Source organism: Rhodobacteraceae bacterium M385 (assembly GCA_025141835.1).
Lineage (GTDB): Bacteria > Pseudomonadota > Alphaproteobacteria > Rhodobacterales > Rhodobacteraceae > Gymnodinialimonas.
This window is the reverse complement of record CP081102.1, coordinates 2,990,240-3,016,278: the sequence shown is the minus strand read 5'-3', so window position 1 is coordinate 3,016,278 and position 26,039 is coordinate 2,990,240. Positions and strand designations below refer to the sequence as shown.

At 61.4% G+C, this 26,039-nt stretch carries 29 protein-coding genes, 1 other RNA gene and 1 pseudogene; 14 read left to right on the top strand and 17 right to left on the bottom strand.

Annotated elements, in window-relative coordinates:
- Window positions 1-6: 6 nt before the first annotated feature.
- A complete protein-coding gene (locus K3728_14725) occupies window positions 7-852 on the top strand; it encodes an ATP-binding protein (GenBank protein UWQ97577.1) in 846 nt (281 codons plus the stop codon).
- Window positions 853-939: 87 nt separating this feature from the next.
- Here the strand turns inward: K3728_14725 and K3728_14720 are convergent, their stop codons facing one another.
- Window positions 940-2,190, bottom strand: coding sequence for an alkane 1-monooxygenase (locus tag K3728_14720; protein ID UWQ94931.1), 1,251 nt, complete (start codon window positions 2,188-2,190; stop codon window positions 940-942).
- Window positions 2,191-2,331: 141 nt separating this feature from the next.
- Here K3728_14720 and ftsY point away from each other — a divergent pair, with 141 nt between their 5' ends.
- The 4 genes from ftsY (at window position 2,332) to K3728_14700 (ending at window position 6,054) form a co-directional block, all read left to right on the top strand.
- Window positions 2,332-3,501: a signal recognition particle-docking protein FtsY gene (gene ftsY / locus K3728_14715; GenBank protein UWQ94930.1), complete on the top strand. Its 1,170-nt coding sequence runs from the start codon at window positions 2,332-2,334 to the stop codon at window positions 3,499-3,501.
- 79 nt (window positions 3,502-3,580) lie between these two features.
- Window positions 3,581-4,453 (top strand): hypothetical protein, encoded by an 873-nt coding sequence (locus tag K3728_14710; GenBank protein UWQ94929.1) that lies wholly within the window; start codon window positions 3,581-3,583, stop codon window positions 4,451-4,453.
- A complete protein-coding gene (locus K3728_14705) occupies window positions 4,454-5,356 on the top strand; it encodes a DMT family transporter (protein ID UWQ94928.1) in 903 nt (300 codons plus the stop codon).
- A 71-nt stretch (window positions 5,357-5,427) separates the two neighbouring features.
- Complete coding sequence (locus K3728_14700; GenBank protein UWQ94927.1) at window positions 5,428-6,054, top strand: septation protein IspZ; 627 nt, start codon at window positions 5,428-5,430, stop codon at window positions 6,052-6,054.
- A 166-nt stretch (window positions 6,055-6,220) separates the two neighbouring features.
- Here the strand turns inward: K3728_14700 and K3728_14695 are convergent.
- Window positions 6,221-6,937: pseudogene (locus K3728_14695) on the bottom strand (rRNA pseudouridine synthase).
- A 71-nt stretch (window positions 6,938-7,008) separates the two neighbouring features.
- Between K3728_14695 and K3728_14690 the strand changes: the two are divergent.
- Window positions 7,009-7,437 carry a nucleoside deaminase gene (locus tag K3728_14690; protein ID UWQ97576.1) on the top strand — a complete coding sequence of 143 codons (429 nt, stop codon included), beginning with the start codon at window positions 7,009-7,011 and terminating at the stop codon, window positions 7,435-7,437.
- 97 nt (window positions 7,438-7,534) lie between these two features.
- Here K3728_14690 and rnpB read toward each other — a convergent pair.
- The 5 genes from rnpB to gatC form a co-directional block, all read right to left on the bottom strand.
- Window positions 7,535-7,929: RNase P RNA component class A (gene rnpB / locus K3728_14685), an RNA gene on the bottom strand.
- 12 nt (window positions 7,930-7,941) lie between these two features.
- Window positions 7,942-8,565 (bottom strand): N-acetylmuramoyl-L-alanine amidase, encoded by a 624-nt coding sequence (locus K3728_14680; GenBank protein UWQ97575.1) that lies wholly within the window; start codon window positions 8,563-8,565, stop codon window positions 7,942-7,944.
- A gap of 52 nt (window positions 8,566-8,617) precedes the next feature.
- Window positions 8,618-9,232 carry a hypothetical protein gene (locus K3728_14675; GenBank protein UWQ94926.1) on the bottom strand — a complete coding sequence of 205 codons (615 nt, stop codon included), beginning with the start codon at window positions 9,230-9,232 and terminating at the stop codon, window positions 8,618-8,620.
- Window positions 9,233-9,287: 55 nt separating this feature from the next.
- Window positions 9,288-10,772 carry an Asp-tRNA(Asn)/Glu-tRNA(Gln) amidotransferase subunit GatA gene (gene gatA, locus K3728_14670; protein UWQ94925.1) on the bottom strand — a complete coding sequence of 495 codons (1,485 nt, stop codon included), beginning with the start codon at window positions 10,770-10,772 and terminating at the stop codon, window positions 9,288-9,290.
- Complete coding sequence (gatC, locus tag K3728_14665) at window positions 10,772-11,059, bottom strand: Asp-tRNA(Asn)/Glu-tRNA(Gln) amidotransferase subunit GatC (GenBank protein ID UWQ94924.1); 288 nt, start codon at window positions 11,057-11,059, stop codon at window positions 10,772-10,774. The genes gatA and gatC overlap by 1 nt, the downstream gene beginning before the upstream one ends.
- 160 nt (window positions 11,060-11,219) lie before the next feature.
- On the opposite strand from gatC, the gene K3728_14660 reads away from it, so the two are divergent.
- Window positions 11,220-11,450 carry a hypothetical protein gene (locus K3728_14660; GenBank protein ID UWQ94923.1) on the top strand — a complete coding sequence of 77 codons (231 nt, stop codon included), beginning with the start codon at window positions 11,220-11,222 and terminating at the stop codon, window positions 11,448-11,450.
- Between the two features lie 6 nt (window positions 11,451-11,456).
- Here the strand turns inward: K3728_14660 and K3728_14655 are convergent, their stop codons facing one another.
- From K3728_14655 to K3728_14635, 5 genes are all read right to left on the bottom strand, one after another.
- Window positions 11,457-11,960 carry a GNAT family N-acetyltransferase gene (locus tag K3728_14655; GenBank protein ID UWQ94922.1) on the bottom strand — a complete coding sequence of 168 codons (504 nt, stop codon included), beginning with the start codon at window positions 11,958-11,960 and terminating at the stop codon, window positions 11,457-11,459.
- 115 nt (window positions 11,961-12,075) lie between these two features.
- A complete protein-coding gene (gene rpmG, locus K3728_14650; protein UWQ94921.1) occupies window positions 12,076-12,243 on the bottom strand; it encodes a 50S ribosomal protein L33 in 168 nt (55 codons plus the stop codon).
- A gap of 97 nt (window positions 12,244-12,340) precedes the next feature.
- Complete coding sequence (chrA, locus tag K3728_14645) at window positions 12,341-13,597, bottom strand: chromate efflux transporter (GenBank protein ID UWQ94920.1); 1,257 nt, start codon at window positions 13,595-13,597, stop codon at window positions 12,341-12,343.
- 157 nt (window positions 13,598-13,754) lie between these two features.
- The gene (locus tag K3728_14640) at window positions 13,755-14,513 is read right to left on the bottom strand and encodes a Bax inhibitor-1/YccA family protein (protein UWQ94919.1); all 759 of its coding nucleotides are present in this window, start codon (window positions 14,511-14,513) and stop codon (window positions 13,755-13,757) included.
- Between the two features lie 140 nt (window positions 14,514-14,653).
- On the bottom strand, window positions 14,654-14,890 hold the full coding sequence (locus K3728_14635) for a DUF1127 domain-containing protein (protein UWQ94918.1): 237 nt from the start codon (window positions 14,888-14,890) through the stop codon (window positions 14,654-14,656).
- A gap of 122 nt (window positions 14,891-15,012) precedes the next feature.
- Between K3728_14635 and K3728_14630 the strand changes: the two genes are divergently transcribed.
- On the top strand, window positions 15,013-15,867 hold the full coding sequence (locus K3728_14630) for a LysR family transcriptional regulator (protein UWQ94917.1): 855 nt from the start codon (window positions 15,013-15,015) through the stop codon (window positions 15,865-15,867).
- A gap of 33 nt (window positions 15,868-15,900) precedes the next feature.
- Here the strand turns inward: K3728_14630 and K3728_14625 are convergent, their stop codons facing one another.
- Complete coding sequence (locus tag K3728_14625; GenBank protein UWQ94916.1) at window positions 15,901-16,869, bottom strand: NADPH:quinone oxidoreductase family protein; 969 nt, start codon at window positions 16,867-16,869, stop codon at window positions 15,901-15,903.
- A 132-nt stretch (window positions 16,870-17,001) separates the two neighbouring features.
- Here K3728_14625 and hisN point away from each other — a divergent pair, with 132 nt between their 5' ends.
- The 3 genes from hisN (at window position 17,002) to K3728_14610 (ending at window position 19,821) form a co-directional block, all read left to right on the top strand.
- Entirely contained in the window at window positions 17,002-17,799 is a 798-nt protein-coding gene (gene hisN, locus K3728_14620; protein ID UWQ94915.1) for a histidinol-phosphatase, read from the top strand.
- A complete protein-coding gene (locus K3728_14615; GenBank protein ID UWQ94914.1) occupies window positions 17,792-19,135 on the top strand; it encodes an 8-oxoguanine deaminase in 1,344 nt (447 codons plus the stop codon). Before hisN ends, K3728_14615 begins: the two co-directional genes overlap by 8 nt.
- 194 nt (window positions 19,136-19,329) lie before the next feature.
- Window positions 19,330-19,821 (top strand): CAP domain-containing protein, encoded by a 492-nt coding sequence (locus tag K3728_14610; protein UWQ94913.1) that lies wholly within the window; start codon window positions 19,330-19,332, stop codon window positions 19,819-19,821.
- On the opposite strand, the gene K3728_14605 is transcribed toward K3728_14610, so the two are convergent.
- The 3 genes from K3728_14605 to ilvC all read right to left on the bottom strand — a co-directional run bounded on the left by K3728_14605 (window position 19,788) and on the right by ilvC (window position 22,467).
- Complete coding sequence (locus K3728_14605) at window positions 19,788-20,711, bottom strand: DMT family transporter (protein ID UWQ94912.1); 924 nt, start codon at window positions 20,709-20,711, stop codon at window positions 19,788-19,790. The genes K3728_14610 and K3728_14605 overlap by 34 nt on opposite strands.
- A complete protein-coding gene (locus K3728_14600) occupies window positions 20,708-21,313 on the bottom strand; it encodes a GNAT family N-acetyltransferase (GenBank protein UWQ94911.1) in 606 nt (201 codons plus the stop codon). The genes K3728_14605 and K3728_14600 overlap by 4 nt, the downstream gene beginning before the upstream one ends.
- 131 nt (window positions 21,314-21,444) lie before the next feature.
- Window positions 21,445-22,467 (bottom strand): ketol-acid reductoisomerase, encoded by a 1,023-nt coding sequence (ilvC, locus tag K3728_14595; GenBank protein UWQ94910.1) that lies wholly within the window; start codon window positions 22,465-22,467, stop codon window positions 21,445-21,447.
- 132 nt (window positions 22,468-22,599) lie between these two features.
- Between ilvC and K3728_14590 the strand changes: the two genes are divergently transcribed.
- The 3 genes from K3728_14590 to K3728_14580 all read left to right on the top strand — a co-directional run bounded on the left by K3728_14590 (window position 22,600) and on the right by K3728_14580 (window position 24,727).
- Window positions 22,600-23,055 (top strand): Lrp/AsnC family transcriptional regulator, encoded by a 456-nt coding sequence (locus K3728_14590; GenBank protein UWQ94909.1) that lies wholly within the window; start codon window positions 22,600-22,602, stop codon window positions 23,053-23,055.
- A complete protein-coding gene (locus K3728_14585) occupies window positions 23,052-23,507 on the top strand; it encodes an Lrp/AsnC family transcriptional regulator (protein ID UWQ94908.1) in 456 nt (151 codons plus the stop codon). Before K3728_14590 ends, K3728_14585 begins: the two co-directional genes overlap by 4 nt.
- 89 nt (window positions 23,508-23,596) lie before the next feature.
- A complete protein-coding gene (locus tag K3728_14580; protein UWQ94907.1) occupies window positions 23,597-24,727 on the top strand; it encodes an aminotransferase class V-fold PLP-dependent enzyme in 1,131 nt (376 codons plus the stop codon).
- Window positions 24,728-24,787: 60 nt separating this feature from the next.
- On the opposite strand, the gene K3728_14575 is transcribed toward K3728_14580, so the two are convergent.
- Window positions 24,788-25,993: a UbiH/UbiF family hydroxylase gene (locus tag K3728_14575; GenBank protein UWQ94906.1), complete on the bottom strand. Its 1,206-nt coding sequence runs from the start codon at window positions 25,991-25,993 to the stop codon at window positions 24,788-24,790.
- Window positions 25,994-26,039 lie beyond the last annotated feature (46 nt).

Here is a 26,039-nt window from a genome sequence, read left to right as displayed (position 1 = left end):
AACAATCTGACTGAAACGGCCCTGACCCGTATCGCGGATGCGTTAGAGCGGTTGCGTCCGCCGCCCGCGACCACGCCTGACCTCTCCATGGCCGAGGCCTTTGTTTGGCAAACGGACCCCGATGCGTTGGAACCGGTGGCCAAGGTGAATCGCGTAGAATTGTCCCTGCTGCACGGCATTGATCGGGCAAGGGACACGTTGATGGCCAACACGCGCCAGTTCGCCCAAGGATTGCCCGCCAACAACGCCTTGTTGTGGGGCGCGCGGGGGATGGGGAAATCCTCGCTTGTGAAGTCCGTACACGGCGCGATTGCGGGGGAAGAGACCGGGCTGAAACTGGTGGAGATCCAACGGGAGGATCTGCCGTCCGTTGGGCGCTTGCTGGCGCTGCTGCGCGGGGTTGATGCGCGGGTCATCCTATATTGCGATGACCTGTCGTTTAGCCACGACGACCAGCACTATAAGTCTTTGAAGGCGGTGCTGGATGGCGGCGTGACCGGGCGTCCCGATAATGTGGTGTTCTATGCCACGTCGAACCGCCGCCACCTGATGCCCCGCGACATGATTGAGAACGAGCGCGGATCGGGGATTAACCCGGCCGAGGCGGTGGAAGAGAAGGTGTCACTGTCGGACCGTTTCGGCCTGTGGCTGGGGTTCCATAGCTGCGACCAAGACGCCTATTTGGCGATGATCCGGGGCTATTGCGACGCCCATGGTGTGCAGATCGCTGACGAACAATTGCGGGCTGAGGCGATTGAGTGGCAAGCAACCCGTGGGTCCCGTTCTGGCCGGGTGGCGTGGCAATTCTTCACCGATTTAGCGGGCCGTCGCGGCGTTACTTTGAACGGCTAGCGTTGTCAGGGGGCCAGCCCCCTCTGCGCATCCAAGAGATGCGCAACACTCCCGGAGGTGTATTTACCAAGATGAAGGAGGCAGCCGCTATTGAGTGGCGGCGCGGATTGCCTTGAGCAGGTTGGCGTCTTCGGGGTCGTCTTGGTCTTGGTCTTGGTCTTGGTCTTGGTCTTGGTCTTGGGGTTCGGGTGCGGAGGGTTGATCGGGTGGCGGGGCTGTTGCGGCCGTACGGTCGGCCATCGCGACAGGGACGGGAGCAGGGCGGCGCGGCGCTGGCGTTTTGGGCGGTTCTGCATAGGCGGCCTGAGCTGCTTCCATGACTTTGAGAGCGCGGCGGTCCATCATCCGGGCCCAAAGGCTTGGGATCAGGGCGATGCTGGCCATAACAGGCATGGAAAGGGGTAGCGTGGGGACCTTAGCCTCGGGGTTGAGGCGTTCATAGGGGCGGTCGGGGTGCATGTGATGTTCGGAATGGGCCGGGGCATTCATCATCAGGTAGCTGGAGAACCCTTTTGGCGCGTTCCAGCTGTGGTGGGCGGCGACGGGCTCAAAGCGGCCATTGGGCAGCAGTAGCCGTTGCAGGCCGTAGTGCTGCACGTAGTCAGACATCAGGATTTGCGCCCCTGTAAGACCGGCGAGGCCAAGGAAGACGGGTATCCCCCCAAGGCCCGCGGCGAGGGTAACCAGGATGAGAGACAAGATCGCGCCGCCGAGCCAGATCCAATATGGGTTGGTAATGTGATTTGGGCTCCGGCCTTTGCGATCAAGCCTGTCTACCTCGCATTCCGCTCCAGCCTCGAAGGAGCCACGCCAAGCGCGGGGGAGGTAGGCCCAAAAGCTTTCCCCCGGAAGGGGCGTGTTTGGATCAGCATCGGTACCAACATGGCGGTGATGAACCAAGCGATGCGCCGAGACGTGGTGCCCGAAGCCTACGCTGGTGTAGACTGCCGCCCCCAAGGCACGCAGAGCGACAGGCGTGCGGTGGATTAGCTCATGGGCGTTGGGGTGGCTGACCTGGCCAAAGAAAGACGCCGTGGCGAAGAACAGCGCGATGGACTGGCCAAAACTCAGATCGCCTGAAGTTATCGCAGAGGCGGTGGAGAGCAGGATCAGCAAATGGCCGAACGCGAGGCCCACCGACAATGTATCGGACCATGGCACGGTTTCCTCTTCGGCTGGCGTCGCCTCGGGCGGGGCCAAGAGGCGGTCGGCCACGGCGGTCACGACCGTTAGCCAGAGAAGCGCGACCCAGGCAAAGCCGCCCCAAGCGGTGCCTGCCAGAAGAAGCAGGAACATCGGGGGCAATGTGATCGCGGCATAGCGGGCGATAACGGGCATGATGGGGCGGGTCCTTTTGTCGAAAATGCGTTTCGCAGCGGGTAACAAAGCAATCTGGCGAAAGAATGGCGCAGCGCCTTGGCCTTTCCAAGCGCGGCTTTGGGTATTAGGTGGGTTGTATAGGCTAAACATAGGGTGCCCATGTCATTTTTCCGCAAAATGAAGGATCGCATGTTCAAGTCCTCGTCAAAGTTGGACGAAGGGCTGGATGCGATCATTGAAGAGGGTGCTGACACGGCGGAGGTCGTGCCCGAGGTTGAGGCGCCAGAGGTTGAGGCTGAGGTTGCGCCGGAAGAGGTGGCAGTTGAGCGGGAGCCGACTGAGCCCCCCGAGCCAGAGCCGGAAGTTGCCGGTGATGCGGCCCCTGTTTCCGAGCCTGAACCTGCGCCGGTTGCTGCACCGGAACCTGAGCTTACTCCCTCACCCAAAAAGCCCGGCATCCTCGGGCGTCTTATGGGGCGCTCGGCCGAGCCCAAACGGGCGCTGGACGATGAGATGCTGGAGCAGTTGGAAGAGCTGCTTATCGCCTCGGACATGGGGGTGGATATCGCTCTGCGTGTCACGGCTAACATGGCTGAGGGCCGTTACGGCAAGCTGATGTCCGCAACCGAGATCAAGACGCTTCTGGCCGCGGAGATTGCTGGCGTGATGCAGCCCGTCGCCCGGCCCTTGCCGATATATCCCAAGACGCCTCAGGTTGTGCTGGTGGTTGGGGTCAATGGCTCGGGCAAGACGACGACGATTGGAAAGCTATCCAGCCAGTTCCGCGCGGCGGGCAAGAAAGTGGTGATCGCGGCGGGTGACACGTTCCGCGCTGCGGCGGTGGAGCAATTGCAGGTGTGGGGCGACCGGGCGGGCGTGCCCGTGCTAACCGCGCCCGAGGGGTCAGATCCCGCCGCGCTGGCCTATGATGCGATGGTCAAAGCCGAGGCCGACGGTGCCGATCTGTTGATGATCGACACGGCGGGAAGGTTGCAAAACCGCGCTGACCTGATGGAAGAACTGGCAAAGATTGTCCGGGTGATCCGCAAGAAAGACCCCGACGCGCCGCATAACACGCTGCTGGTTCTGGACGCTACGACGGGGCAGAACGCCCTGCGACAGGTGGAGCTTTTCGGGCAGATGGCGGACGTCTCGGGCCTTGTGATGACCAAGCTGGACGGCACCGCTAAGGGCGGCGTTCTGGTGGCGCTAGCCGATAAGTTTGGCCTGCCGATCCATGCCATTGGTGTTGGGGAGCAGATTGATGATTTGCAACCATTTGACCCCGAAGAATTTGCAGACGCTTTGGTTGGACTTGACCGTTCGTAACATGTACCCACAGCCCTGTGGATAAGCGTGAGTAGCCACTATGCGTCTAAAACCCCTGAGTCTCGCACTGGTATTGGCTATGTCAGCCTTGCCCGCCCAAGCGCTGAGTCCATCGGATTGTGGCACCATCGAGGAGCAAGCCTTCACGCTTCTTGATGCTCAATTCGACATCGAAGTCACTCAAAGCCCGACTTCCGAGGCACTGGCATTGCCCAACGGCTGCGTGTCCACGGAGCTTGACGTCTATGTGGGTGAACTTGGCCTGTCGTTCCGGGTAGAGCGTTTGGCTTTCACCGGCCAAAACTTCCTCAGCTGGGTGCGCGGAGAGGTGGTTCTGCCGACAGAACTTGGGCTGCGCATCGACGGTGCCATGCTGATGGGGCAACCCGCGCCTGAGCTTGCATGGATCAGCAACCTTGCCGGGCCTCAGACACCCGCGCGGATCGACTTGCAATGGCGGTGGCATCCGGCAACGAATGCGCTGGATATCGACGGGCTGCGGGTGGCGCTTCATGATGGTAGCACCGCCAGCTTTGTGCAGCGCGGCCATGCGCCAGGTTGGACCCCCTACAATACGCCGCTTGCCGACTTCGGGCATCACACTCTGGCTGCGGATCTGCTGTTTAACGGAATGTTTGAACGCGCCGTTGTGGCCCCGATGCAGGCCAACGGCATCGACGCCTCGCCCTTCACCTTCGCGATGGCCGCGGCGGGCGTGCAGTCCCTGACCCAAAGCGCGCCGCGCGGTTTCTTGTCCACGGCTTCTGCCACGGCGATCAACGCCTTTGCGCTGTCCTTACCGTCCCCCCGTGGGCGGCTCCGCCTGAGCCTCACCAGCCCTGAGCATTTCAACCTGAACGCGGCACTCTTTGACATGCGCACGGGCATCCCGTTTGAAGTGGCGCTTCCATCCGGCACCTCCTTGCAAGCCACTTGGACACCGCGCCAATAGATGAGCCATTGGATCACCTCCATCGAAGGCACAGAGGCGGGGGCGCAGGCAGCCCTGATCCTTGCGCTTTTGGCGGCGGTGCTACATGCGGTCTTCGGCGCCCTGCAAAAGGGCCGCCATGAGCCGCTCTTGGCCCGTGGCGCGATTGACGCAAGCTACGGGCTGATGGCCGCCCCCATTGCGCTTTTCGTCGTGCCTTGGCCCGAGCCGCATATGTGGCCGATCTTCGCGGGCGCTTTTGTGATCCACGGATGCTACAAGCTGGCCGTTCTGGGCGCGTTTCGGCGGGGCGCGTTTACCGTCGTCTACCCGGTCATGCGCGGCACGGGGCCGCTGTTCACCGTTATCGGTGCGTGGCTGATCTTTGGAGAGACCTTCAACCTCCTTCAATGGCTCGGCGTCGCGGTGCTGCTTCTGGGGCTCTACGGGCTTGCGGCCTACAATATGGCCCGAGTCACCATCGCCCGTGACACGCTGATCAACGGGCTGCTCTTTGCCGTTCTCACGGGACTTTTTGTGGCGATCTACACCACTTACGACGCCTACGGCATCCGTGCCACGGCAGACCCTTTCACCTTCCTTGCATGGTTTTTCTTTATCGACGGGCTGCTGTTCCCCGTTCTCGCAACCCGCTTCTACCTGCGCCAAGCCAGTCGCCCCGCCCTCGGCCCATTGGCACTGCGTGGCGTCGTCGGCGGGCTTGTCGCCTTCGCCTCTTTCGGATCTGTCATGTTGGCCACGCGCCTTGACCAAGTGGGCGAGGCCGCGGTCCTGCGTGAAACCTCGACCGTCTTCGCAGCGCTCATCGGCTGGCTGTTTCTACGCGAACCCGTCGGTCCCGTCCGCGCGGGCCTGATGGCTTTGATCGCGGCAGGGGCAGTGATAGTGGAAGTGGCAGGTTAACGCCGCCCCTCGTATGTCGCGGCAAAAGTACCTAAGTATCCCGAAACCGACCGAACACCGACGGAGCCCGCATGTCTGAACGAGAAATTAGCCCTTGGCTGAAGCAGAGCCTTGAATTCGGCCCCGTGCTGGCGTTTTTCGCGGCGTTCTTCCTGCTGAAGGCAGAAAGCTACCCGCTATTCGGGCAAATGGTTCAGCCGTTCACCTTCATCACCTTCTGGTTCGTGATCCTGATGGTGGTCTCCATGGGCATACTGCGGGTGCTGACGGGGCACCTGTCGCGCATGCAGATCATGACGTTAGGCTTGGTGGTGGTTATGGGTGGCCTGACAGTTTGGCTGGATGATGAGCGTTTCCTCAAGCTCAAGCCGACCCTGCTTTATGCGGCATTCTCCGCCATTCTGGCCTTCGGCCTGCGGCAAGGTAAGTCTTACCTCGCCTCTCTACTCGGAGATGTCTTGCCAATGGAGCAGGAAGGCTGGATGATCCTAACCCGCCGTTTTGCATGGTTTTTCCTCGCCTTGGCGGTGGCCAACACTTTGATCGCGATCACGCTTTCCTCGGCGGTCTGGGTCTCGGTCAAAACCTTCGGACTACCGCTGGCGATGGTGGTCTTCATGGGCCTGCAGTACAAGCTCGTCGAAAAGTTCGGCCTTATGGACGACGCGGACCCGGCTTCCCCGAACGATCAGGACTAGACCGCCCTCGTTCCGGGCGGCCCGGCTTCCCGCCCCGCTTCCCCGGCGCCAACCGGTTGCTCGTGTTCTTGGGATCAGGCCTTGTGCCCCCTTTAAACCCCTTGGGCGCCGGTTTCTTACGCCGCTTGCCCAAGGCTTTCGGCTCTGCATGGCCCTCGGTCGCGGTTTCCAGACCCAACTGATCACGCAGAACCCTTGGCTTGATCTCTTCGACCTCGCCCTGTTTCAACTCTCCCAACCGGAACGGCCCGTAAGAGATGCGGATCAAGCGGTTCACCTCGAACCCAAGCTCCGCCATGGCGCGCCGGATCTCTCGGTTCTTGCCTTCCCGCAGGCCCACCGTGATCCACGCATTGGCGCCCTGCACCCGGTCGAGCGTCACATCCATTGGCTGAAACCGCTCACCTTCGGCCACGATCCCGCGCCTGAGGGGGGCGAAATCCTCGTCCTTGGGGTTGCCCTTCATCCGCACGCGATATTTGCGCAACCACCCGGTCGAAGGCAGTTCCAGCTTCCGCTTCACGCCGCCATCGTTGGTCAGCAACAATAACCCTTCCGAGTTCATGTCGAGCCGCCCAACAGACATCACCCTCGGCAATCCCTCAGGCAGCTTGTCAAAGACCGTCTCTCGGCCCTTCTCATCGGCGTTGCTGGTCACCAGCCCCGTGGGCTTGTGATACAGCCACACGCGGGGCCGCTCGATCTCGGGCAGGGGAGCTTCATCCACCAAGATAACATCGGCGTCGGTGACGTTCAGCGCCGGGCTCTCAATGACCGCGCCGTTGACGCTCACGCGCCCGGCCTCAATCATCCGCTCCGCCTCCCGACGAGAGGCCACACCCGCGCGGCTCAGCCGCTTTGCTATACGTTCACCATCAACCATGCCCCTCGCTACAAGTTTGACAGCGCCGTGGAAAGCAGCAACGACAGGGTATGACTCAATTCACCTCATTTATGGACGCCGCCTTGGCCGAGGCCGAAGCCGCCAGCGCCCGCGGAGAAGTGCCCGTTGGCGCGGTTATCACACGCAATGGGGAAATCATCGCCCGTGCCGGAAATCGTACCCGTGAACTGCATGATCCGACCGCCCACGCAGAAATCCTCGCCATTCGCGCCGCCTGCCAAACCCTTCGCTCCGAACGGCTGCCCGATTGCGACCTCTGGGTTACGCTGGAACCTTGCCCCGCCTGCGCCACCACAATCTCCGCCGCCCGTATCAACCGCCTCTATTTCGGCGCCTCCGACCCCAAATCCGGTGGCGTTAACCAAGGCCCCCGTATCTTCACGCATCCCCAATGCCACCATGCACCCGAAGTCTACCAGGGCCTTCAAGAACCTCAATGCGCCGCCCTCCTGCGCCGCTTCTTCGCGGCAAAACGCTAAGAAAATCCGCACCGCTCTCCCTTCATCTTGGCAATTACAACTCAATCCCCCGCCTGCGCCAAGCGCGGCGGTCCCAATCAGGTCCTCTCGGAAAAAATTGCGTGGAGAGCCTATAAGCCGGATTTTGTCCACTCACGGGTTGCCCCGCAAGCTGGATGACCATTCCTCTCGGCGTACGATTACTCGCACACTCTAGCTGCCAACCCGGACCGCGGGGATGAAGCATCCCATGATACGGTCCCTATTCGGCATTGCTCCCAGGTGGGGCTTGCCATGCGGGCGCTGTTGCCAGCCCCCCGGTGGGCTCTTACTCCACCGTTTCACCCTTACTTTCCGCATCGCAAGCGATGAGGTTAGCGGTTTGTTTTCTGTGGCGCTTTCCGTCGGATTGCTCCGCCCGGGCATTACCCGGCACCTTCACTTCAGGGAGTCCGGACTTTCCTCGATCACACGCCCCGAAAGGCGCAGGGTCGCGGCCATCCAGCCCTCCACGCAAGCCCCCGGCTACGGCGCTGCATCGATCCGGTCAACCCCATAGCGTGCCGCCAGATCCGCCATCACGGCGCAATCCTCTCCGTCTAGGGGCCCGTGCTTCCAAGGCCGGAACCGCATGCGTACGACTTCTAACAACAGATCATCTTCCACGCTCGGGTACCCGAACGTTGCCGCGTCCTCCCGAAACGCTTCGGCATCCACGCTATCGCCGTCAGCCTCTGACCACACCGCCAACCCCAGTCGGGCCAACCGCTGCCAGTCAAACCGCCGCCCCGGATCAATCTTGCGCCCCGGTGCCATGTCCGAATGCCCGATCACCCCCTCTGGCCCGATCCCCCATGCGGCGAGGAGGCCTTGGCCGAGGAGCCGTTCGAGAGACGCCATCAATGGCTCGGAAAATGGGGAAAACCCGTCGTTATCCAACTCAATCCCGATGGAGCGTGAATTCACGTCGCCCGTCCCGCGCCATTCACCGGCGCCCGCGTGCCATGCCCGCATCGGCTCATCGACGAGCGACAACACCTCGCCGTCACGCCCAATCAGATAATGGGCCGAGACTTCCCTCGCCGGATCGCACAGCGCTTTTGCGGCAGAAGCGCAGCTTTTCATCGCGGTGTAATGCAACACCACCAACTCCGGCTTCAGGCCATCACGGCGTTCACCAAAGTTAGGGCTTTTCAAGCGATTACCCGTCGATTGAAGGGAGGGTATCGAACGTCTCTACAGGCGCATTCGCCGAGGCGCGCAGGGCGCTTGGGTCAAAACCGCAGACGAAACCGTCACCGTCGGGATCCATCCCATTGGGGTCACGCTCTGGCCCGCCATCGGCAAGGAAGCGATCTTGTGCCTCATCGCGGGTCTCAAACTCTAGGCAAAAGTCTTGCCCGTCAGTGCGGAACGGATTGCGCCGCCACTGGCGCTCACCGGGCTGGTGGGTCGTGCGCAACGCGAATGCGGCCACGCGGGCCAATAGCGGTGGCGGCAGAATATCATTTGCCTGCTGCGGCTGGATATTATCGAACACGCCGCCCGAAGCGCCCGCCTCGGATTCGGCAATCGCCCCTTCCGCTATGGCGGTCAGGTTGTTGGGATCAAGGAACGTCACATCCCCCGTCGCTCCCGCCTCGATCCCCACACCGGTCGAAGCGGGTTGAATCACCTCTGAAGAAATCTGGCCGTTCAACCCGGCCTGACGGGCATTCAGCCCCTGTTGGTCTAACGTCTGCTGTCCCGGAGACACATCGTTGGGCGCCGAAGCGCAGCCCGCAAGGGCCACGCAGGCAAGGGCGACAAATCGCATAGGTACCATCACTCAAGCCTCATTTTCTGGCGCAAACGTATCGTTGACCGTTAACCTACCACCAACGTGCGGGCTTTTCCACAAACCCTGCGGCGGTTTCCAACGCATAGGCGGTGTTCAGCAACTCACCCTCTTCCCAAGGCTTGCCGATCAACTGCAAGCCTAGGGGCAAGCCATTGCGGTCCAAGCCTGTAGGCACGGCGACGCCCGGAAGCCCGGCAAGGTTCACCGTGACGGTGAACACGTCATTGAGGTACATTTCCACCGGATCGTTCACCTCTTTACCCAACTCAAAGGCGGCGCTTGGGGTGGCGGGCGTCAGAATCGCATCGACGCCCGCGGCAAAGACATCATCGAAGTCTTTCTTGATCAGGGCGCGGACCCGGCGGGCGCGGTTGTAATAGGCGTCGTAGAAGCCTGCGGACAGCACGTAGGTGCCAACCATCACGCGGCGTTGGACCTCGGCGCCGAAACCTTCGGCGCGGGTCTTTTCGTACATCTCGGTGATGCCGTCGCCCGGTGCCATATCCGCGCGGTAGCCAAAGCGCACGCCGTCGTAACGGGCCAGGTTGGAAGAGGCTTCCGCAGGCGCAATCACGTAATAGGCGGGCAGGGCGTATTTGGTGTGGGGCAAGCTGATATCGCGGATCTCGGCACCTGCGTCCTTCAGCATTGCGGTGCCATCGGTCCACAATTGCTCAATCTCGGCGGGCATTCCATCCATGCGATATTCTTTCGGAATGCCAATGACTTTGCCTCGGATATCGCCCGTCAGCATGGCCTCAAAATCCGGCACATCCATATTGGCCGAGGTGCTGTCTTTCGCGTCATAGCCCATCATCGCGCGGCCCATGATCGCGGCATCGCGCACGGTCTTGGTCATCGGTCCCGCCTGGTCGAGGGACGACGCAAAGGCCACCACGCCCCAGCGAGAGCAGCGCCCGTAGGTGGGCTTCAGCCCCACCGTGCCGGTGAAGGCCGCAGGCTGGCGGATGGAGCCGCCGGTATCGGTGCCGGTGGCCGCCAGGCACAGGTCCGCGGCCACAGCCGCAGCACTGCCCCCGGAGGAGCCACCCGGTGTCAGGCCCGCGTCAGAGTTGCCCGCGCGCCACGGGTTCACGGCGTTCCCGTAGACCGAGGTCTCGTTGGAAGAGCCCATGGCGAATTCGTCCATGTTCAACTTGCCCAACATAACCGCACCCGCATCGCGCAAGTTGCCCGAGACGGTGGATTCGTATTCCGGCGTGAAGCCCTCCAGAATTTTCGATGCTGCCTGCGAGGCTACGCCCTCGGTGCAGAACAAATCCTTAATGCCCACGGGAATGCCGCACATATCGGGCGCGTCGCCTTCTGCAATCCGGGCATCAGCCGCCGCCGCACGTTCCAGCGCCAGTTCCGGCGTCTTGTGGACGAATGCGCCAAGGGCATCGGCCCCGTCGATGGCGGAAAGGCAGGCTTGGGTCAGTTCGACCGAGGTGACCTCGCCCTTGCGCAGGGCGTCACGGGCGGCGGCGATGGTGAATGTGTTGAGATCAGACATTATTCCACCACCTTGGGAACCGAGAAAAAGCCTTCACGGGCATCGGGCGCATTGGCCAGAACCTTGGCCTGTTGGCCGCCGTCCGTCACCACGTCTTCGCGGCGGGGCAGGGCCATGGGCGTGACCGAGGTCATCGGCTCCACACCATCCACGTCCACCTCTTCCAGTTGCTCGATGAACCCCAAGATTGCGTTAAATTCCTCTGCCAATGCGGGCAGGGCGTCTTCGTCAACCTTGATACGGGCAAGCTTGGCGACCTTTGCGGCGGTCGCAACATCGATGGACATGGGCCAAATCCTCTCGTGAAATCAAACGCGGTTTACCCGTCAGTGCGGGGTGTCGCAAGCGCGGCGCAGGGGCGTTGCCCATGATTTTCACCTCAGCGCCCCAATTTGGTCCGATTGCACGGCGATTCTGCCTGTGGGGGATGCAAGAGAAGGCCAATTTATGAAACGGAAACCCGAAGTTGAACTCGACGTTATCGCGCGTGTTTTGTTTACCGGTGCCAGTTCTTATCTGTTTGTTCACTACCTGCTGCTGCCGCAGTTGCTGCTGATGGACCTTAGCTTCACGGCGTATTTCTACACGGGCGTTGTCGTTTCCGGCATTCTGGCGATTGGGATCGCCTTGATGACGCGGCCCGAAAAGGCCGCGCCTGATATGTTCCCGGCCGAATAAGCCGCTCTAAAGCGCCCGGATCATCTCGACCGCGGGGAAGCTAATTCCCGGCCGCAGGCGGATATCAATCTCGCCCCGGCGCTGAAAGCCCATCGAGGCGTAGAACGGCTCTGCCGTGCGCGTTGATTGGCACATCATCCAACGTACTCCCGATGTCCTTGCGGCGCGAAAGCTGCGCTCGATCAGGGACCGGGCAAGCCCTCTGCGCAGAGCCTTGGGATGAGTGACCACATGGCGGATATGTCCCACGTCACGCGGTCCCACGCCGCCCTGGGGCGCACCATGGCTCCACCCGCCTGCCGCCAACGGCCCATCTGGGCCTTCCGCAATGTAATAGGTGCCACAGCGCAGCAGTTCCGGCTGCGCTCGGGTGATGAGAGGCAAGCACGTCACAAGCACAGAGGGCGCGTAGTCCGGTTTCAGCAAAACCGGATAGCTCGCCGCCAAAAGCGCATCCACCGCCGCGATATCGGCCGTGTTCGTTGCTCTGATTGTCATCTCATCTACCATGGCTTGTCCTTCCCTTTGCCATTGGTTGCCCTTGCGCCGGAGGCGTTTGGACAAAGAAAAAGGGCCGCGTCGATCTCTCGGCGCGGCCCTTGATGTCTTGTTTTCCGAAGAAGGCTTACTTGATCTTGCCTTCTTTGTACTCGACATGCTTGCGCACCACCGGGTCGTACTTTCGTACGACCATCTTCTCGGTCATTGTGCGTGCGTTCTTTTTTGCCACGTAGAAGTGGCCCGTGCCTGCGGACGAGTTAAGGCGGATTTTGATCGTGGTTGGCTTCGCCATGGACAGGCTCCTTAATGTCGGGGCGGAGGGCTCTCGCCACTCACGCAACAATTGGGTAGAGCGCGCCTTGTAACCGGGCCATGGGGGGAGTCAACACTCAAATGGCGGAAATGCCATAACTCGCGACAATCCCGGCCCCGCCCATGATGGCTAAAACCGCCAACAGGTCCATTTTCCGCCATAGTAGCAAGGCCGCTGCCAAACCTGATAGGGCTAGGGCCAGAAAATTGACCGTTGCAAGCTCGGGCAGCCAAAGGCCGATGGCGTTTCGGGTAACGGTGCCAAACCAGACGTTGAGCGCGAACCAGACGGATAGGTTTGCGATGACGCCCACCACCGCCGCCGTAATGCCCTGTAACGCCCCCGTTAGCCGAGGCCGCGAGGCGATCCATTCCACGTAGGGCGCTCCGGCGAAGATCCACAGGAAGCATGGCACGAAGGTCACCCACAAGGTCACCAACGCAGCGCCAAGGCCCATCCACCAGCCGCCCGACTGGTGCCCGGCCATGAAGCCTACAAACTGCGTCACGAGGATCAGCGGGCCGGGCGTCGTCTCTGCCAGCCCCAGCGCATCCATCATTTGCCCCGTAGTCAGCCAGCCGAAACTGCCCACGACCTCTTGCACCATATAGGCCAGCACGGCGTAGGCCCCGCCAAAGGTCACAACCGCAAGGGTTGAGAAGAACCGTGCGACCTCTGCGAGGAGGGGAGGGGCGAAGACCCCGATCCCGAGGAGGGGCACGAACCAGATCGCGGCCCAGATCGCCACGGTGCGCAAGGTGGCGGCGGCAGAGATCGTGACATCAGGCGCCGCGCGGACATCTGCCTTCATGGCAAGGGCGCCCGCCACGGCGGCGGCGGCAATGATGAAGGGGAAGGGGACTTCAAACACGAAGATCGCCACAAAGGCGGCGACAGCTAAGGCCATCGCAAAGGCCCCTTTCAGGGCCTTCTTGGATACTTTCATCAACGCCTGTAGGACGATGATAATCACCGTGGCCTTAATCCCAAGGAATACCGCCTCTATCAACGGGACTGTGCCAATCGCGGCATAAAGGCTTGCCAACGCCAACATCACGACGGCCCCCGGCACCACAAACAACAGGCCCGCCAGAAGCCCCCCAAGGGTGCCCCGCAGCCGCCAGCCAGCATAGGTGGCCAGCTGCATCGCCTCGGGACCCGGCAACAACATGCAAAAGCTCAGGGCCGACAGGAACTGCTGCTCGCTTAACCAAGGGCGTTCCTCGACCAACTCCCTATGCATCAAGGCAATCTGTGCGGCGGGCCCCCCAAAGGAAAGCAGGCCGATCCGGCCAAAGACCCGGACCATGTCGGAAATTGCGGGCGTGTTCATGCTGTTTTTCCCCCGGTCACAGCAGCTCTTATAGCCAATGGGAACTACTCCCGTGGAACCCTCGCCCCGCGGCCGTGTTCTGGGCACATGGGGAACGGGACGCAACAAAAAAAGGCCGCCCTGAAGGCGACCCTTTTGTAACGATCGTGTCGTCAGATTACTCGCGGTTGCCGAGGAAGCTGAGGATAATCATGAACATGTTGATGAACGACATATAGAGGTTCAGCGCGCCCATGATCGCAGACTTCGCAATCCACTCGCTATCGCCGTGCTGTGCATGGTCGATGTATTCCTGCTTGATCGCCTGTGTGTGGTAGGCGGTCAGACCCGCGAAGACCAACAGCATCAGGGCGGACAGTGCCAGATCAAAGCCGGGGATCACGATGCCGAAAAAGGCGGACATTGCGAAGGACAGAAGCATCAGGACGATGCCGCCGATCAGGCCCATCATCAAGAACGCACCCCAGCCCGAGATATCGCGCTTGGTCACGTAGCCAAACAGGCTCAGCCCCGCGAAGGCGGCAGAGGTTACAAGGAACGACTGCACAATCGACGCACCGGTAAAGACGGCGAAGATGTAGCTGATCGACATGCCCATAACGGCGGCGAAAGCGTAGAAGAACAGCTGCGCGGCAGCGGCCGAGGCCTTGGTGATGATCGCGCCGAACGCGAAGATCATGCCAAGCGGCGCGAACATGACAATGTAGCCAAGGATCGTGGGTTGGAACGTCACCGGATCATTGAGCAGCGACAGAAGCGCCGGGTTGGACCCGAACGCCCAAGCGGCGGCGAAGGTGATCAACAGGCCGATCGACATCGTGCCGTAGACCTTGTTCATGTGGGCGCGAAGGCCTTGGTCCAACTCCGCGGCGGAGCCGGCCATGCCTTGGGAGCGCATCGTCTGATATTCAGCCATGGGGTTCTCCAATAAAACACCGGGCCCGGATGTCGGGCCTCTTGGGGTGAATATCGTGCAGGTTGCACCATTTTTCAAGCGAACGGCCCCTGCAAATCCTGCAAGGGCCGCGATTTTTTCGCTTTAGCGCGTCTTTGCCGTCAGTTGCGCCAATTTTGTGGTACATCCCATAAGGGGCGCTGGGTTTCGCGGGCGACTTGTGCGTCGCTCAAGCCGATGTCGCGGCGCATGTGTGAAGGCAGTCGGTCAAGGTGCTGGCGCTGGCGCCATACGCCGATTACACGCTGCAACAGCGACAGGTGTGCCTTTGGTGCGCAGGCCGCCACAGCTTCCGAGAGAGAGGCCTGATGAGGGCGGGTGAGAGGCAGATGAGCCATGGCGTTACCTTTTCATATTGTGACGAAGTGACCGCGTGTCATTCCGATATGTGATGTATGGACGTGCGGGGAGCATTTTGATAGTGAATGTTCTTGAAGTTTATCATCACGGGAATTGATGGATGGCGCGTAATCTCGATCTGACCTCTCTGAGGGCCTTTGTCACCGTGGTGGATGCGGGCGGTGTCACGAAAGCGTCGAGCTTTCTGAACCTGACGCAATCGGCAGTCTCCATGCAGCTCAAGCGGTTGGAAGAAGCGTTGGATGTGGGGTTATTTGACCGCACGACGCGCAAGTTGAACCTGACCGGCGCGGGCGAGCAGATGTTGGGCTATGCCCGCCGTATGCTAGAGCTGAACGACGAAGTTCTCGGCCGCCTTACCGCGACGGAATATGAGGGAGAGATCATTCTCGGTGTGCCCGGCGATGTGGTCTACCCGGCGATCCCCGGCGTGTTGCAACGCTTCAGCACGGCCTATCCCCGGATGAAAGTACAGCTTTTGTCCCGTGGCACGGTCAGCTTGAAGGCTGCGTTTGAGCGCGGCGAAGCTGACGTGATCCTGACCACGGAAGAGGAAGTAGATCGCGGCGGAGAGACATTGTTGGAACGTCCGATGGTCTGGATTGGCGCGAAAGAGGGGCAGATGTGGAAGCAACGCCCCCTGCGCCTAGCGTTCGAGCGTGATTGCATCTTTCGCGGCCCCGCCCTTGCCGCGCTCGATTCAGCCGGGATCTCGTGGGAAATGGCCGTGGAATCCGACAAGATGCGCGCCGTTGAAGTCTCGGTCAGTGCTGACCTTGCGGTCCATACGGTCATCGAAGGCACCGAATCGCCCTACACGGCCATGGTGCCCCACAACGGCGCGCTGCCCACGCTGCCGCGCATTCGGATCAACATGTATCGGTCTGAGCTTGCCCGCTCGGAACCGGTGGATGAACTGGTTACGCTGATCCGGCAGGCATATCACGCAATTTAAAGGGTGCGGACAGGTCCCGGGCCGAGGCCCGGTCTACGATTGGGGTATCGTGACCACGACCTTGCCCGACACCTTCCGAGACCGTAGCAGGTCCATCGCCTCGCCCGCGTCGTCCAACGGGAATGTCGCGCCGATGTGCAGGGTTAATTGCCCTGCCTCGTACATCTCCATCAATTGCGAGAGGCTCTTAGCCAGCCGTTCAGGCGCCCACTTCAGGTAACCGCCCCAATAGAAGCCAATGACGTCGATGTTTTTGACCAACAGGTGGTTTGCCGGAATTGTGGGGATATTGCCGCTGGCAAAGCCGATCACGATGATCCTTCCGCCGGGGTTTGTTGCCCGCATGGCTGCTTTGAAATTTGCGCCCCCAACGGCGTCATAGACCACGTCGGCCCCGCCGAGCGCCTTGACCTCGGCGCGCAGGTCTGCGGTTTCGCTGTCTAACACATGGGCCGCGCCTGCGGCTTTCGCGATGGCCAGCTTTTCAGGGCCCCGTGCTACGGCGATAACCTCGGCCCCCATCTTCGCGCCTAATTCTACCGCCGTCAGACCGACACCGCCCGCAGCGCCCAGAACCAGCAACCGATCGCCCTTTTTCAAATGCCCCCGGTCCGTTAGCGCCAGATGCGAAGTGCCGTAGGCCACGATAAACCCTGCCGCTTGCTCAAACGGCATGGAATCGGGGATCGCCACGCAGCGTTCCGCGCTGAATACACCCGCTTCGGCCAACCCGCCCGAGCCCTCGAACACCGCAACCCGGGTGCCGATGGCGGGGCTTGTGACGCCGTCGCTCAATGCCTCGACCACGCCTGCAACCTCCATCCCCAATGCGAAGGGAAGGGCGGGGGTGTCTTGATAGGTGCCTTTCGCCATAAGCAAATCCGCGAAGTTCAACGCGCAGGCGTGGATGCGGATGCGCACTTGGCCGGGGCCAGGGGGGGGCGTGGGCATCTCGATCACGGATGGGGCTGTTGCGTGATCGCTCACGACGAATGCGCGCATGGCTGTCTCTCCAACGTAAACCTGTTTGGGCATTCCTATCGGCAACATTGGCCCACTGCCAGCACCAGAACCTTGACGCCTGCGCCCGACCCGTGTCACGCCCATCGCGATTGGATTAGCGGAGCGATGCAGATGCGGGATGAACAGGCGCTGATGGCCACGGCCCATTTGATGGCAGACGCCGCGCGGGCTGCGATCCTGCCGCACTTCCGACGTGGCGGCTTGGGCACGACCTCCAAGGAGGCGGATAGCTACGACCCCGTCACCGTCGCAGACCGCGCCTCCGAGGCCGCTATGCGGGCGATTTTGGCCGACCGCCGCCCTGAGGATGCGATCCTGGGCGAGGAAGAGGGCTTCAAGGACGGCACCAGCGGCCTGACCTGGGTGCTAGACCCGATTGACGGCACCCGTGGGTTCGTGTCCGGCGCCCCCACTTGGGGTGTGTTGATCGCCCTGTGCGATGCAAACGGGCCGATCTACGGCATTATCGACCAACCCTATATTGGCGAACGGTTTGAAGGCGGCTTCGGTCGCGCCCGGATGGACGGCCCCCTGGGGCCACGGGATTTGGGGGTTTCGCCCGCCGCCAGCTTGGCGGAGGCCACGTTGTTCACGACTTTCCCGGAGGTCGGAACCGATGCGGAACGATTGGGTTTCGAGGCGGTGCGCGACAGGGTGCAACTGACCCGCTATGGCTGCGACTGCTACGCCTATGCGCTTTTGGCGGCGGGGCAGATCGATCTGGTGATCGAGGCGGGCTTGCAAAGTTACGATATCGCCGCGCCGGTGGCCGTGGTGCAGGCCGCCGGCGGGGTCATCACCGATTGGAACGGTGGCTCCGTCCATGAAGGCGGGCGGGCTATTGCGGCGGCCTCGCCTGCGTTGCACGCCGAGGCGCTTGCTTTGCTGCAAGGGGTTGTGAATGGCTGATCTTGTCCTGCGAAATGTCAGCCATTGCCTGACGATGGACGACGCGGAATCCGAGCTGCGCGGCGTCGATATCTTGCTGCGCGATGGGCAGATTTCACAGGTTGGCCAAGGGATTGAAGCCGATGCACCCGCGCTGGATTGTAGCGATTGCCTCGTGACGCCGGGGCTGGTGAACACGCACCATCACCTATTTCAAACCCTGACCCGTGCCGTGCCCGGTGCGCAGGATGCGGCGCTGTTTGGCTGGCTGCAAACGCTTTACCCGATCTGGTCGCGCTTCACGCCCGATCATATGGAAACCTCTGCCGTGATCGGTTTGGCGGAACTGGCTTTGTCGGGGTGCTCGACCTCGTCCGATCACATGTATCTGTTCCCCAATGGGTCGCGCCTGGACGATTCCATTGCGGCGGCGGCGCAGGTGGGCTTGCGGTTCCAGCCGACGCGCGGCGCGATGTCTATTGGCGTGTCCGACGGGGGGCTACCGCCGGACGCCTTGGTCGAGGATGAGGCCGCGATCCTCGAGGACTGCATCCGCGTTATCGACGCTTTCCACGATCCTGCCCCCGGCTCTATGTGCCGCGTGGGCGTCGCGCCGTGCTCACCCTTTTCTGTCAGCCGTGAGCTGATGCGCGACGCTGCGATCTTGGCCCGTGACAAGGGCGTTATGCTGCACACCCATCTGGCCGAAAATGATGAGGATATCGCCTATTCGCTGGAGAAGTTCGGCTGCCGCCCCGGCCAATACGCCGAGGATTTGGGGTGGACCGGCGACGACGTTTGGCATGCCCATTGTGTGAAGCTGGACGGGGCTGAGATTGATCTGTTTGCCAGCTCTGGCACTGGCGTCGCCCATTGCCCGTGTTCTAACTGCCGCCTTGCGTCAGGGATCGCGCCGGTGCGGGCGATGCGCGATGCGGGGGTGAAGGTGGGGCTTGGTGTTGACGGCTCTGCATCCAACGATGCGGGCTCCTTGGTGGATGAGGCGCGTCAAACGATGCTGTTGCAGCGGGTTGTCAGCGGGCCGGGCGCCATGTCCGCCCGTGAGGCACTGCGGATCGCCACCCGTGGCGGGGCCGAGGTGTTGGGGCGCGGGCAAGAGATCGGGCAGATCGCTCCGGGCTTTCGGGCAGACATTGCCGTTTGGGACATGACCGGGGTAGAGGCCGCGGGCAGTTGGGACATGGCGGCACTTCTACTGGCGGGGCCACGGCGGGTGCGTGAGTTGATCGTAGAGGGACGTTTCGTGGTGCGTGAAGGGCAGATGGCCTCCCTTGATATGGGGCCACATCTGGCGCGTCAGCGGCTTCTTGCGCAGGGCCTTGCAGAGGTGGGGTAACTTCCTTTTTGCAACATTTTTGAGGGGCGGTTGAATAAAAACCGTCTAAGTATTCTCTTAAACGAACTGTTTTCTCCTTCTGTCCACAGGCACCCCCGTAGGGTAGAGAAGGGGGGTAAATCGCTTTCCCTTGCACCAACCAAGTGCCTCAGGCATCTTTGGTGACATCGAGCAAACATATAAGGGATCACAAAATGAAGATCCGTATCGCGACCGCTTTGGTGTCGCTCTCTCTTGTCCTTTCGGCCTGTACGCCGACCCAAACCACGACCGTCCAGACCGCGGGTGTTCAGCGCCTTAGCTTCGGTGAAAGCATAGATATCGCCGCTGCCGGTGCCCGGCTATCAGCGCTGCGTGCGCAGAACGGTTTGGGGCGGCCATTGGGCCATTCCGCACAACTGCAAGCGGCGGCGCAGGCCCATGCCGATGACATGAGCCGGACAGGGAACTTTTCCCATACCGGATCGAACGGCTCCAACGTCGCAGCTCGTATCCGTTCGGCAGGCTATAGGGCCTGTTTCTACGCTGAAAACATCGCTCAAGGGCAGACGAGCACAGCGCAGGTTTTCCAGGACTTCATGGCGTCGCCAGGGCATCGCCGGAACATGGTGGCCGCCCAGGCCACACAATTCGGCTTCGCACAAACGAACGGTTATTGGGTGTTGGTTTTGGGCCGAAGCTGCTGAAGCAAAGCACGCGATTGGCTGATGCCGATCCCCAGCAAAATAAGGCCGAGTGCCCAGAATAGTTGCGGGGGCAGGGCCTCTCCCATCAAGGTGACGCCGAACAGCACAGCCCAGACCGGGACCATGTAGCTGGTGAACGACATGAATAGTGATCCGGCCGAGGTGATGACCTGCACTCGTAGGATCGCCGCCAGACCGGTGGGAAACGCAGCGGTATAAAGCAGGGCCCAGGCGGCGGAGGTTTGGCTGATCTGGGGCGGGCCGTCGATGATCCATGCCAAAGGCACCAAGACCAACGCGCCCAAGGTTAACGCCGCCGCGGCGAAAGCGATTGGTGGCATCTTTGGCGCGCGCCGTGTCATCACAGAGCCAACGGCATAGCACGCGGCCGTGCCCAAACAGGCAAGGCGCCCACCCATCGTGCCCTCGCCAAAGGCGCCGGGGCCCATCAACAGCAAAAGCCCCACAAAGCCAAGGCACACGCCAATAACCCGGCGCGGCCCAATGCCTTCTTCGGGTGAGAAGATCGCCACCAAAGGCAAGACAATCAACGGGACGGCTCCCATCGCCACTCCCGCGAAAGCAGAGGGCACGTAGTTCAGACCCCATGCCAACAAGGTTAACGGCAGCGCGAGGGTGAATATCCCAATGATCGTTGCAAAGATCCACGCTCGTACGCCGCCGATCTTATGCACGCCTTGGCCCATCATGGCGCAGAGCGGCAGCAAGATCACCGCCGCAAGGGCCACCCGTCCGGCTGCGACCCACCACAGGCTGATCCCCTCCAGTGCCAGTGTCGTGCCCATAAATGCGGTGCCCCAAACGATGCCGAGGGCGATGACAAGCAGCCAGTTCGTGATGCCGGGTTTGGCAAGGGAAGGCGTGCTCATGCTTGGGTCACAATCGTGATTAAGAGCCCAATCACGATAATCGCGACGGGCCATTTCCATGCTTCATTCGTGGGTTTTTTCTTTTTTGTCCGCGGTTCGATCAATGCAGCGGGCCGATCAGGGCCGTATCGCCATGTGACGTGCGCTGGGGAAAAACCAGCCGCTTCAAACAAATCACTCGACGGCGCGCCGGTCCATACCTGCGCATAAAGATTGTCCCAATCCGCCGCGTCCGCCATCTCTTTGGCGTAGGACACAAGGTTCTGGCCTACGCCCTTTTTGCGCCATTCGGGATCGACCCAAATATCTATGATCGAACCATTCGGCGCGTTTGGGGCGTCGCCTCTCAGGTGCCAGCTCAGCAGAACGTAGCCCACAATGGTGCCGTCGGCGTCCGCGACGAACAAATTGCCACTTTCGCCGACCGGCTTCCCCTCGCCAGAGAGAAACGCGTTAACGTGATCGCGTTTCAGCAGCATATCCCAACCGTTCTCCGCGAAAGCGTGGGGCTGGCGGCTACGGTGCTCTTCCCATGTCTGGCGGCTTGCCGCCTCGATCACGGGGCGGTCTGTCGTCAGGGCAGGGCGAATGGAAACCTTCATCCCCATGACTTCGCCCGCCATTGAAGGGGCGTCAACTCCCCTCGGGTGCCGCGACCGCCCCCCCGCGTGAACAGTCCAACGAAAAAGGCAGACCCGAAGGCCTGCCTTTCCCGGTGCATTCCAAAAAACGCTTAGTTCTTCGCTTTGTCGACCATCTTGCCGGCCGAGATCCAAGGCATCATGTCGCGCAGTTTGCCGCCGACAACCTCGATCTGATGCTCGTCGTTGGAGCGACGCGATGCTTTGATCGTTGGCTGACCCACAGCATTTTCCAGCATGAAGTCACGGACGAACTTGCCGGACTGGATGTCGGACAGAACGCCCTTCATGCGGGCTTTGGTCTCGTCGTAGGGCAGGATGCGGGGGCCGGAAACGTACTGGCCATATTCGGCGGTGTTGGAGATGGAGTAATCCATGTTGGCAATGCCGCCTTCATAGATCAGGTCCACGATCAGCTTGGTCTCGTGCAGGCACTCGAAGTAGGCCATCTCGGGCTCGTAACCGGCTTCCACCAGCGTCTCGAAGCCCATACGGATCAGCTCCACGATGCCGCCGCACAGAACCGCCTGCTCGCCGAACAGGTCGGTTTCGCATTCTTCGCGGAAGTTCGTTTCGATGATGCCGGAGCGACCGCCACCGATGGCCGAGCAATAGGACAGGCCGATTTCCAGCGCTTTGCCGGAAGCGTCGTTGTGAACGGCAACAAGGCACGGCACGCCGCCGCCTTTGGTGTATTCGCCGCGCACTGTGTGGCCGGGGCCTTTGGGCGCCATCATGATAACGTCAACCTTGTCAGACGCTTCGATCAGACCGAAATGAACGTTCAGGCCGTGGGCGAAGGCAATCGCCGCGCCGTCACGGATGTTGTCCTTAACGTATTTCTTGTAGGTTTCGGCCTGAAGTTCATCTGGCATTGTAAACATGATCAGGTCGGCCCAAGCAGCCGCTTCCGAAATCTCCATAACCGTCAGGCCTTCACCCTCGGCCTTCGCCTTGGAGGCAGAGCCTTCGCGCAGCGCCACAACAACGTTCTTCGCGCCAGAGTCGCGCAGGTTCAGCGCGTGGGCGTGACCTTGGGAGCCATAGCCAAGAATGGCGACTTTCATGTCTTTGATCAGGTTAACGTCGCAATCGCGATCATAGTAAACGCGCATGGTCTCTCTCCTTTGATGCGTAATTTGCGGTGAACATGGCGGGGTTTCTGTCGGAAAGCGCTATTCAAATTGGATGGTTTTTGCTAATTGTGGGGAATATCATTCGTTATTATGTCCCTTTGGTAAAGTTTCATGCTCGACGACATCGACCGCCGCCTCCTGCGCCATTTGCAAGCTGACCCCGCGCAATCAGTCGGAGATCTGGCCGAGGCCGCCCGCATTCCTTTGGCCAGCGCCTATAAACGGCTGGAAAAGCTGCAAACCACGGGCATTCTGCGCGGCCAACGCGCCGTGATCGACTGGCGCGCCCTTGGTTTTGAGGTTGAGGTCTCTTTGCGCATCACCCTCGACAAAACAAACCCTCGCGCCTTCGACGAATTCCTTGCCAGCGCCCGCGAGGTGCCCGAGGTGATCGAGATCCAAACCTTCCTGGGCCGCGTCGATGCTCGCCTCAAGATCATTGCCCGCGACCTTCCCGCCTATCAGCAGCTCTATCGTGACAGCATCCTGACGCTGCCCCATATGGCTGATATTGAAGCGCTGATGCAGGTCGCCTCCCTGAAGCACTCCATGAGCTATCCCCTATGATTGACCTTGATGACACCGACCTGGCGATCCTTCGCCTGTTGTCCCAAGACGCGACCCTGAAGGCGTCCGAGGTGGGCCGCCGTGTGGACCTTAGCCAGCCCGCCGCGTGGCGCCGGATCAAACGGTTGACCGAAAGCGGGGTGATTTCGGGGCGCAGGTTGGACCTTGATGCAGCCGCCATCGGCTTTGGGGTGACGGTATTTTTAGGGGTGAAACTGGCCACCAAATCCCGTGTCAGTCTGGAGGATTTTGAACGCGCCATCACCGCGATCCCCGAAGTGCAAACGGTAGAGCATGTCCTTGGCCTTTATGATTACCGCCTGCGCGTTGTGGCACGTGATCTGGCTGATTTCGAACGCGTTTTGCGCCGCCGCATCATGACGCTGCCTTCCGTCGGCAATGTAGAGGCCAACGTGCTGCTCTCCGAAGAACAGCGCCCCGGACCGCTTTGATCCCGCGGCCCCTCTAAAGTCTCGGCCCCTCCAACCCTTGTCCCTCCGCCCCCGGCACCCTATCCATGCGCCAAACGGAGGATCACACCATGAACGCCCTGCTCGACACAATCGACCCCGATGGCCTGCTGGAATATTCGGTCGTCTTCACCGACCGTTCCCTTAACCACATGTCCGCCAGCTTCCAGACAGTAATGACCGACATCTCGTCGATGCTGAAAGACGTCTACAATGCCGACGCGGTGGCCCTTGTGCCCGGCGGCGGCTCTTTCGGGATGGAGGCCGTGGCCCGTCAGTTCGCCCAGAACGAGGATGTCCTCGTGGTGCGCAACGGCTGGTTCTCCTTCCGCTGGTCGCAAATCCTCGATGCCGGCGGCTTTGCAGGCAACGTCACGGTGATGAAGGCGCGCCCCACAGGCAACGACGCCCAATCCCCCTTTGCGCCCGCCCCGATCGAGGAAGTCACCGCTAAAATCCGCGAAACCAAACCCGGTATCGTCTTTGCCCCCCACGTGGAAACCTCCGCCGGGGTGATCTTGCCCGATGATTATATCAAAGCCCTCGCCGCGGCCGCCCATGAGGTCGGCGCGCTGATGGTGCTGGACTGCATCGCGTCGGGCTGCGCTTGGGTCGATATGAAAGCCTCCGGCGTCGATGTCCTGCTCTCTGCGCCGCAAAAAGGCTGGTCCTCGCAACCCTGCGCGGGCCTTGTGATGATGTCCGAACGCGCCGTCGCCCGGATGCAGGAAACCACGTCGAACTCTTTTGCGGGCGACCTCAAGGCTTGGCATAACATCATGCTGGCCTATGAAAACGGCGGCCACGCCTATCTTGCGACCATGCCCACCGATGCCCTCCGTGCGTTCCGTGACACGATGCTGGAAACCCGCGACTACGGTTTCGATAAGCTCAAAGACGCCCAATGGGCGCTTGGCAACGGCGCCCGCGCGATGCTCAAAGGCAAAGGCATCCTTCCCGTCGCAGCCGACGGCTTCGGCGCCCCCGGCGTTGTCGTCAGCTACACCAACGACCCTGAGATCAAATCCGGCGCCAAGTTCGCCGCCCTCGGAATGCAGATTGCGGCGGGCGTTCCCCTCGCGGTGGATGAGCCTTCAGACTTCATGACCTTCCGCCTCGGTCTCTTCGGCCTCGATAAACTCTACGACGTCGATGCAGCACTCGCCCGCCTGCAAACCGCGTTGGACCAGGTCTTTCCGTAGCCCAAAACGCCAGAAGCAGGGCACAACGCCCTGCTTCATCTTTTCATAAATATCGAAAAATCAGCCGCTGGCCCCAAGTCCTGCCCGCATCAATATGCGCCGGACGGGGGCCACCGCATACAACCCATTCAAGGCCTGCAATCTCATGTCTCGCAGGCCTTTCGCATCGGCCATCGAGGCTCGGTTCAAGGCGTCAATCCCGCTCACTCGGGCCCGGACCTCGGCCTGACGGGCACGGGCATACCTGGCTAACCCTTCCGCCCGGCCCGGATCATCGCGACCTGCCTCCGCAATGTTCAACAACGACGCGATATCCCCCAGGCTCATGTTGAGCCCCTGTGCCCCAATCGGTGGCACCACATGGGCCGCCTCAGCCACCAAGGCGATGCGCTCTGCGGCCATCTGATCGGCGATCTGGCTGATGATCGGCCAAACGCTGCGCCGTGATGCCAGTTTCAACGGCCCGTACAAACCTGCCGACCGTACCGTCATCTCTTCTTCAAATGCGGCCTCGGACAATCCCGCCAACCGCACGACCTCGGGCCCGCGTTCCATCCAGACCACCGCCGAACAGGGCATTCCCTCATGATCCGGTAGCGGCACCAACGTGAACGGCCCGCCGCTGCGATGGACTTCGGTCGATACATTCTCGTGTGGCGCATCATGGGTCACCGCAAAGGCCAGCGCCTTTTGCCCGTAGCGCGTTGTGCTCACCCCGATCCCCGCCGCTTCGCGCACCGGAGAGGAGCGGCCATCGGCCGCGACGATCAGTTTGGCCCGCAGGCGCATGCCGTCGCTCAACGTCACCCGTGCCTCTGTCTCTCTGGTCAAGACAGAAGCGGTGCCGGTTCCGGGCAGGAACCGGGCGTGGGGAAGGGTGGCGATATGGGCGACCATTTCGCGCCGCAACACCCAGTTTGGCAGGTTCCATCCAAACGGCAGTTCCGAGATATCAGCCGCACAAAAATCATGGCTCGCCCGCGCCTCGGCCAGGTCCCCACCGGCATCCACGATACGCATCACCTGCAAGGGCGTTGCAAGGGGAGCGAAGCGAGACCACAGCCCAATCTTCTCCAGAAACGCCTGAGCGGGCTGCAGGAATGCCGTTGTGCGCAGGTCCGCGCCCGCATCCTCCCTTGTGACCACCGGGGGGGCCGGGTCCGCACAAATCGTCCTAAAACCCGCTTGGGCAAAGGCCACAGTCGCCGCAAGGCCCGCGACACCGCCACCGGAGATGAAAACATCAATGTCTTGTACGTCACTCATGGCCAAGATGTAGGCGCTGCTGCCTATGGGGAAAAGCGGCGTTGTG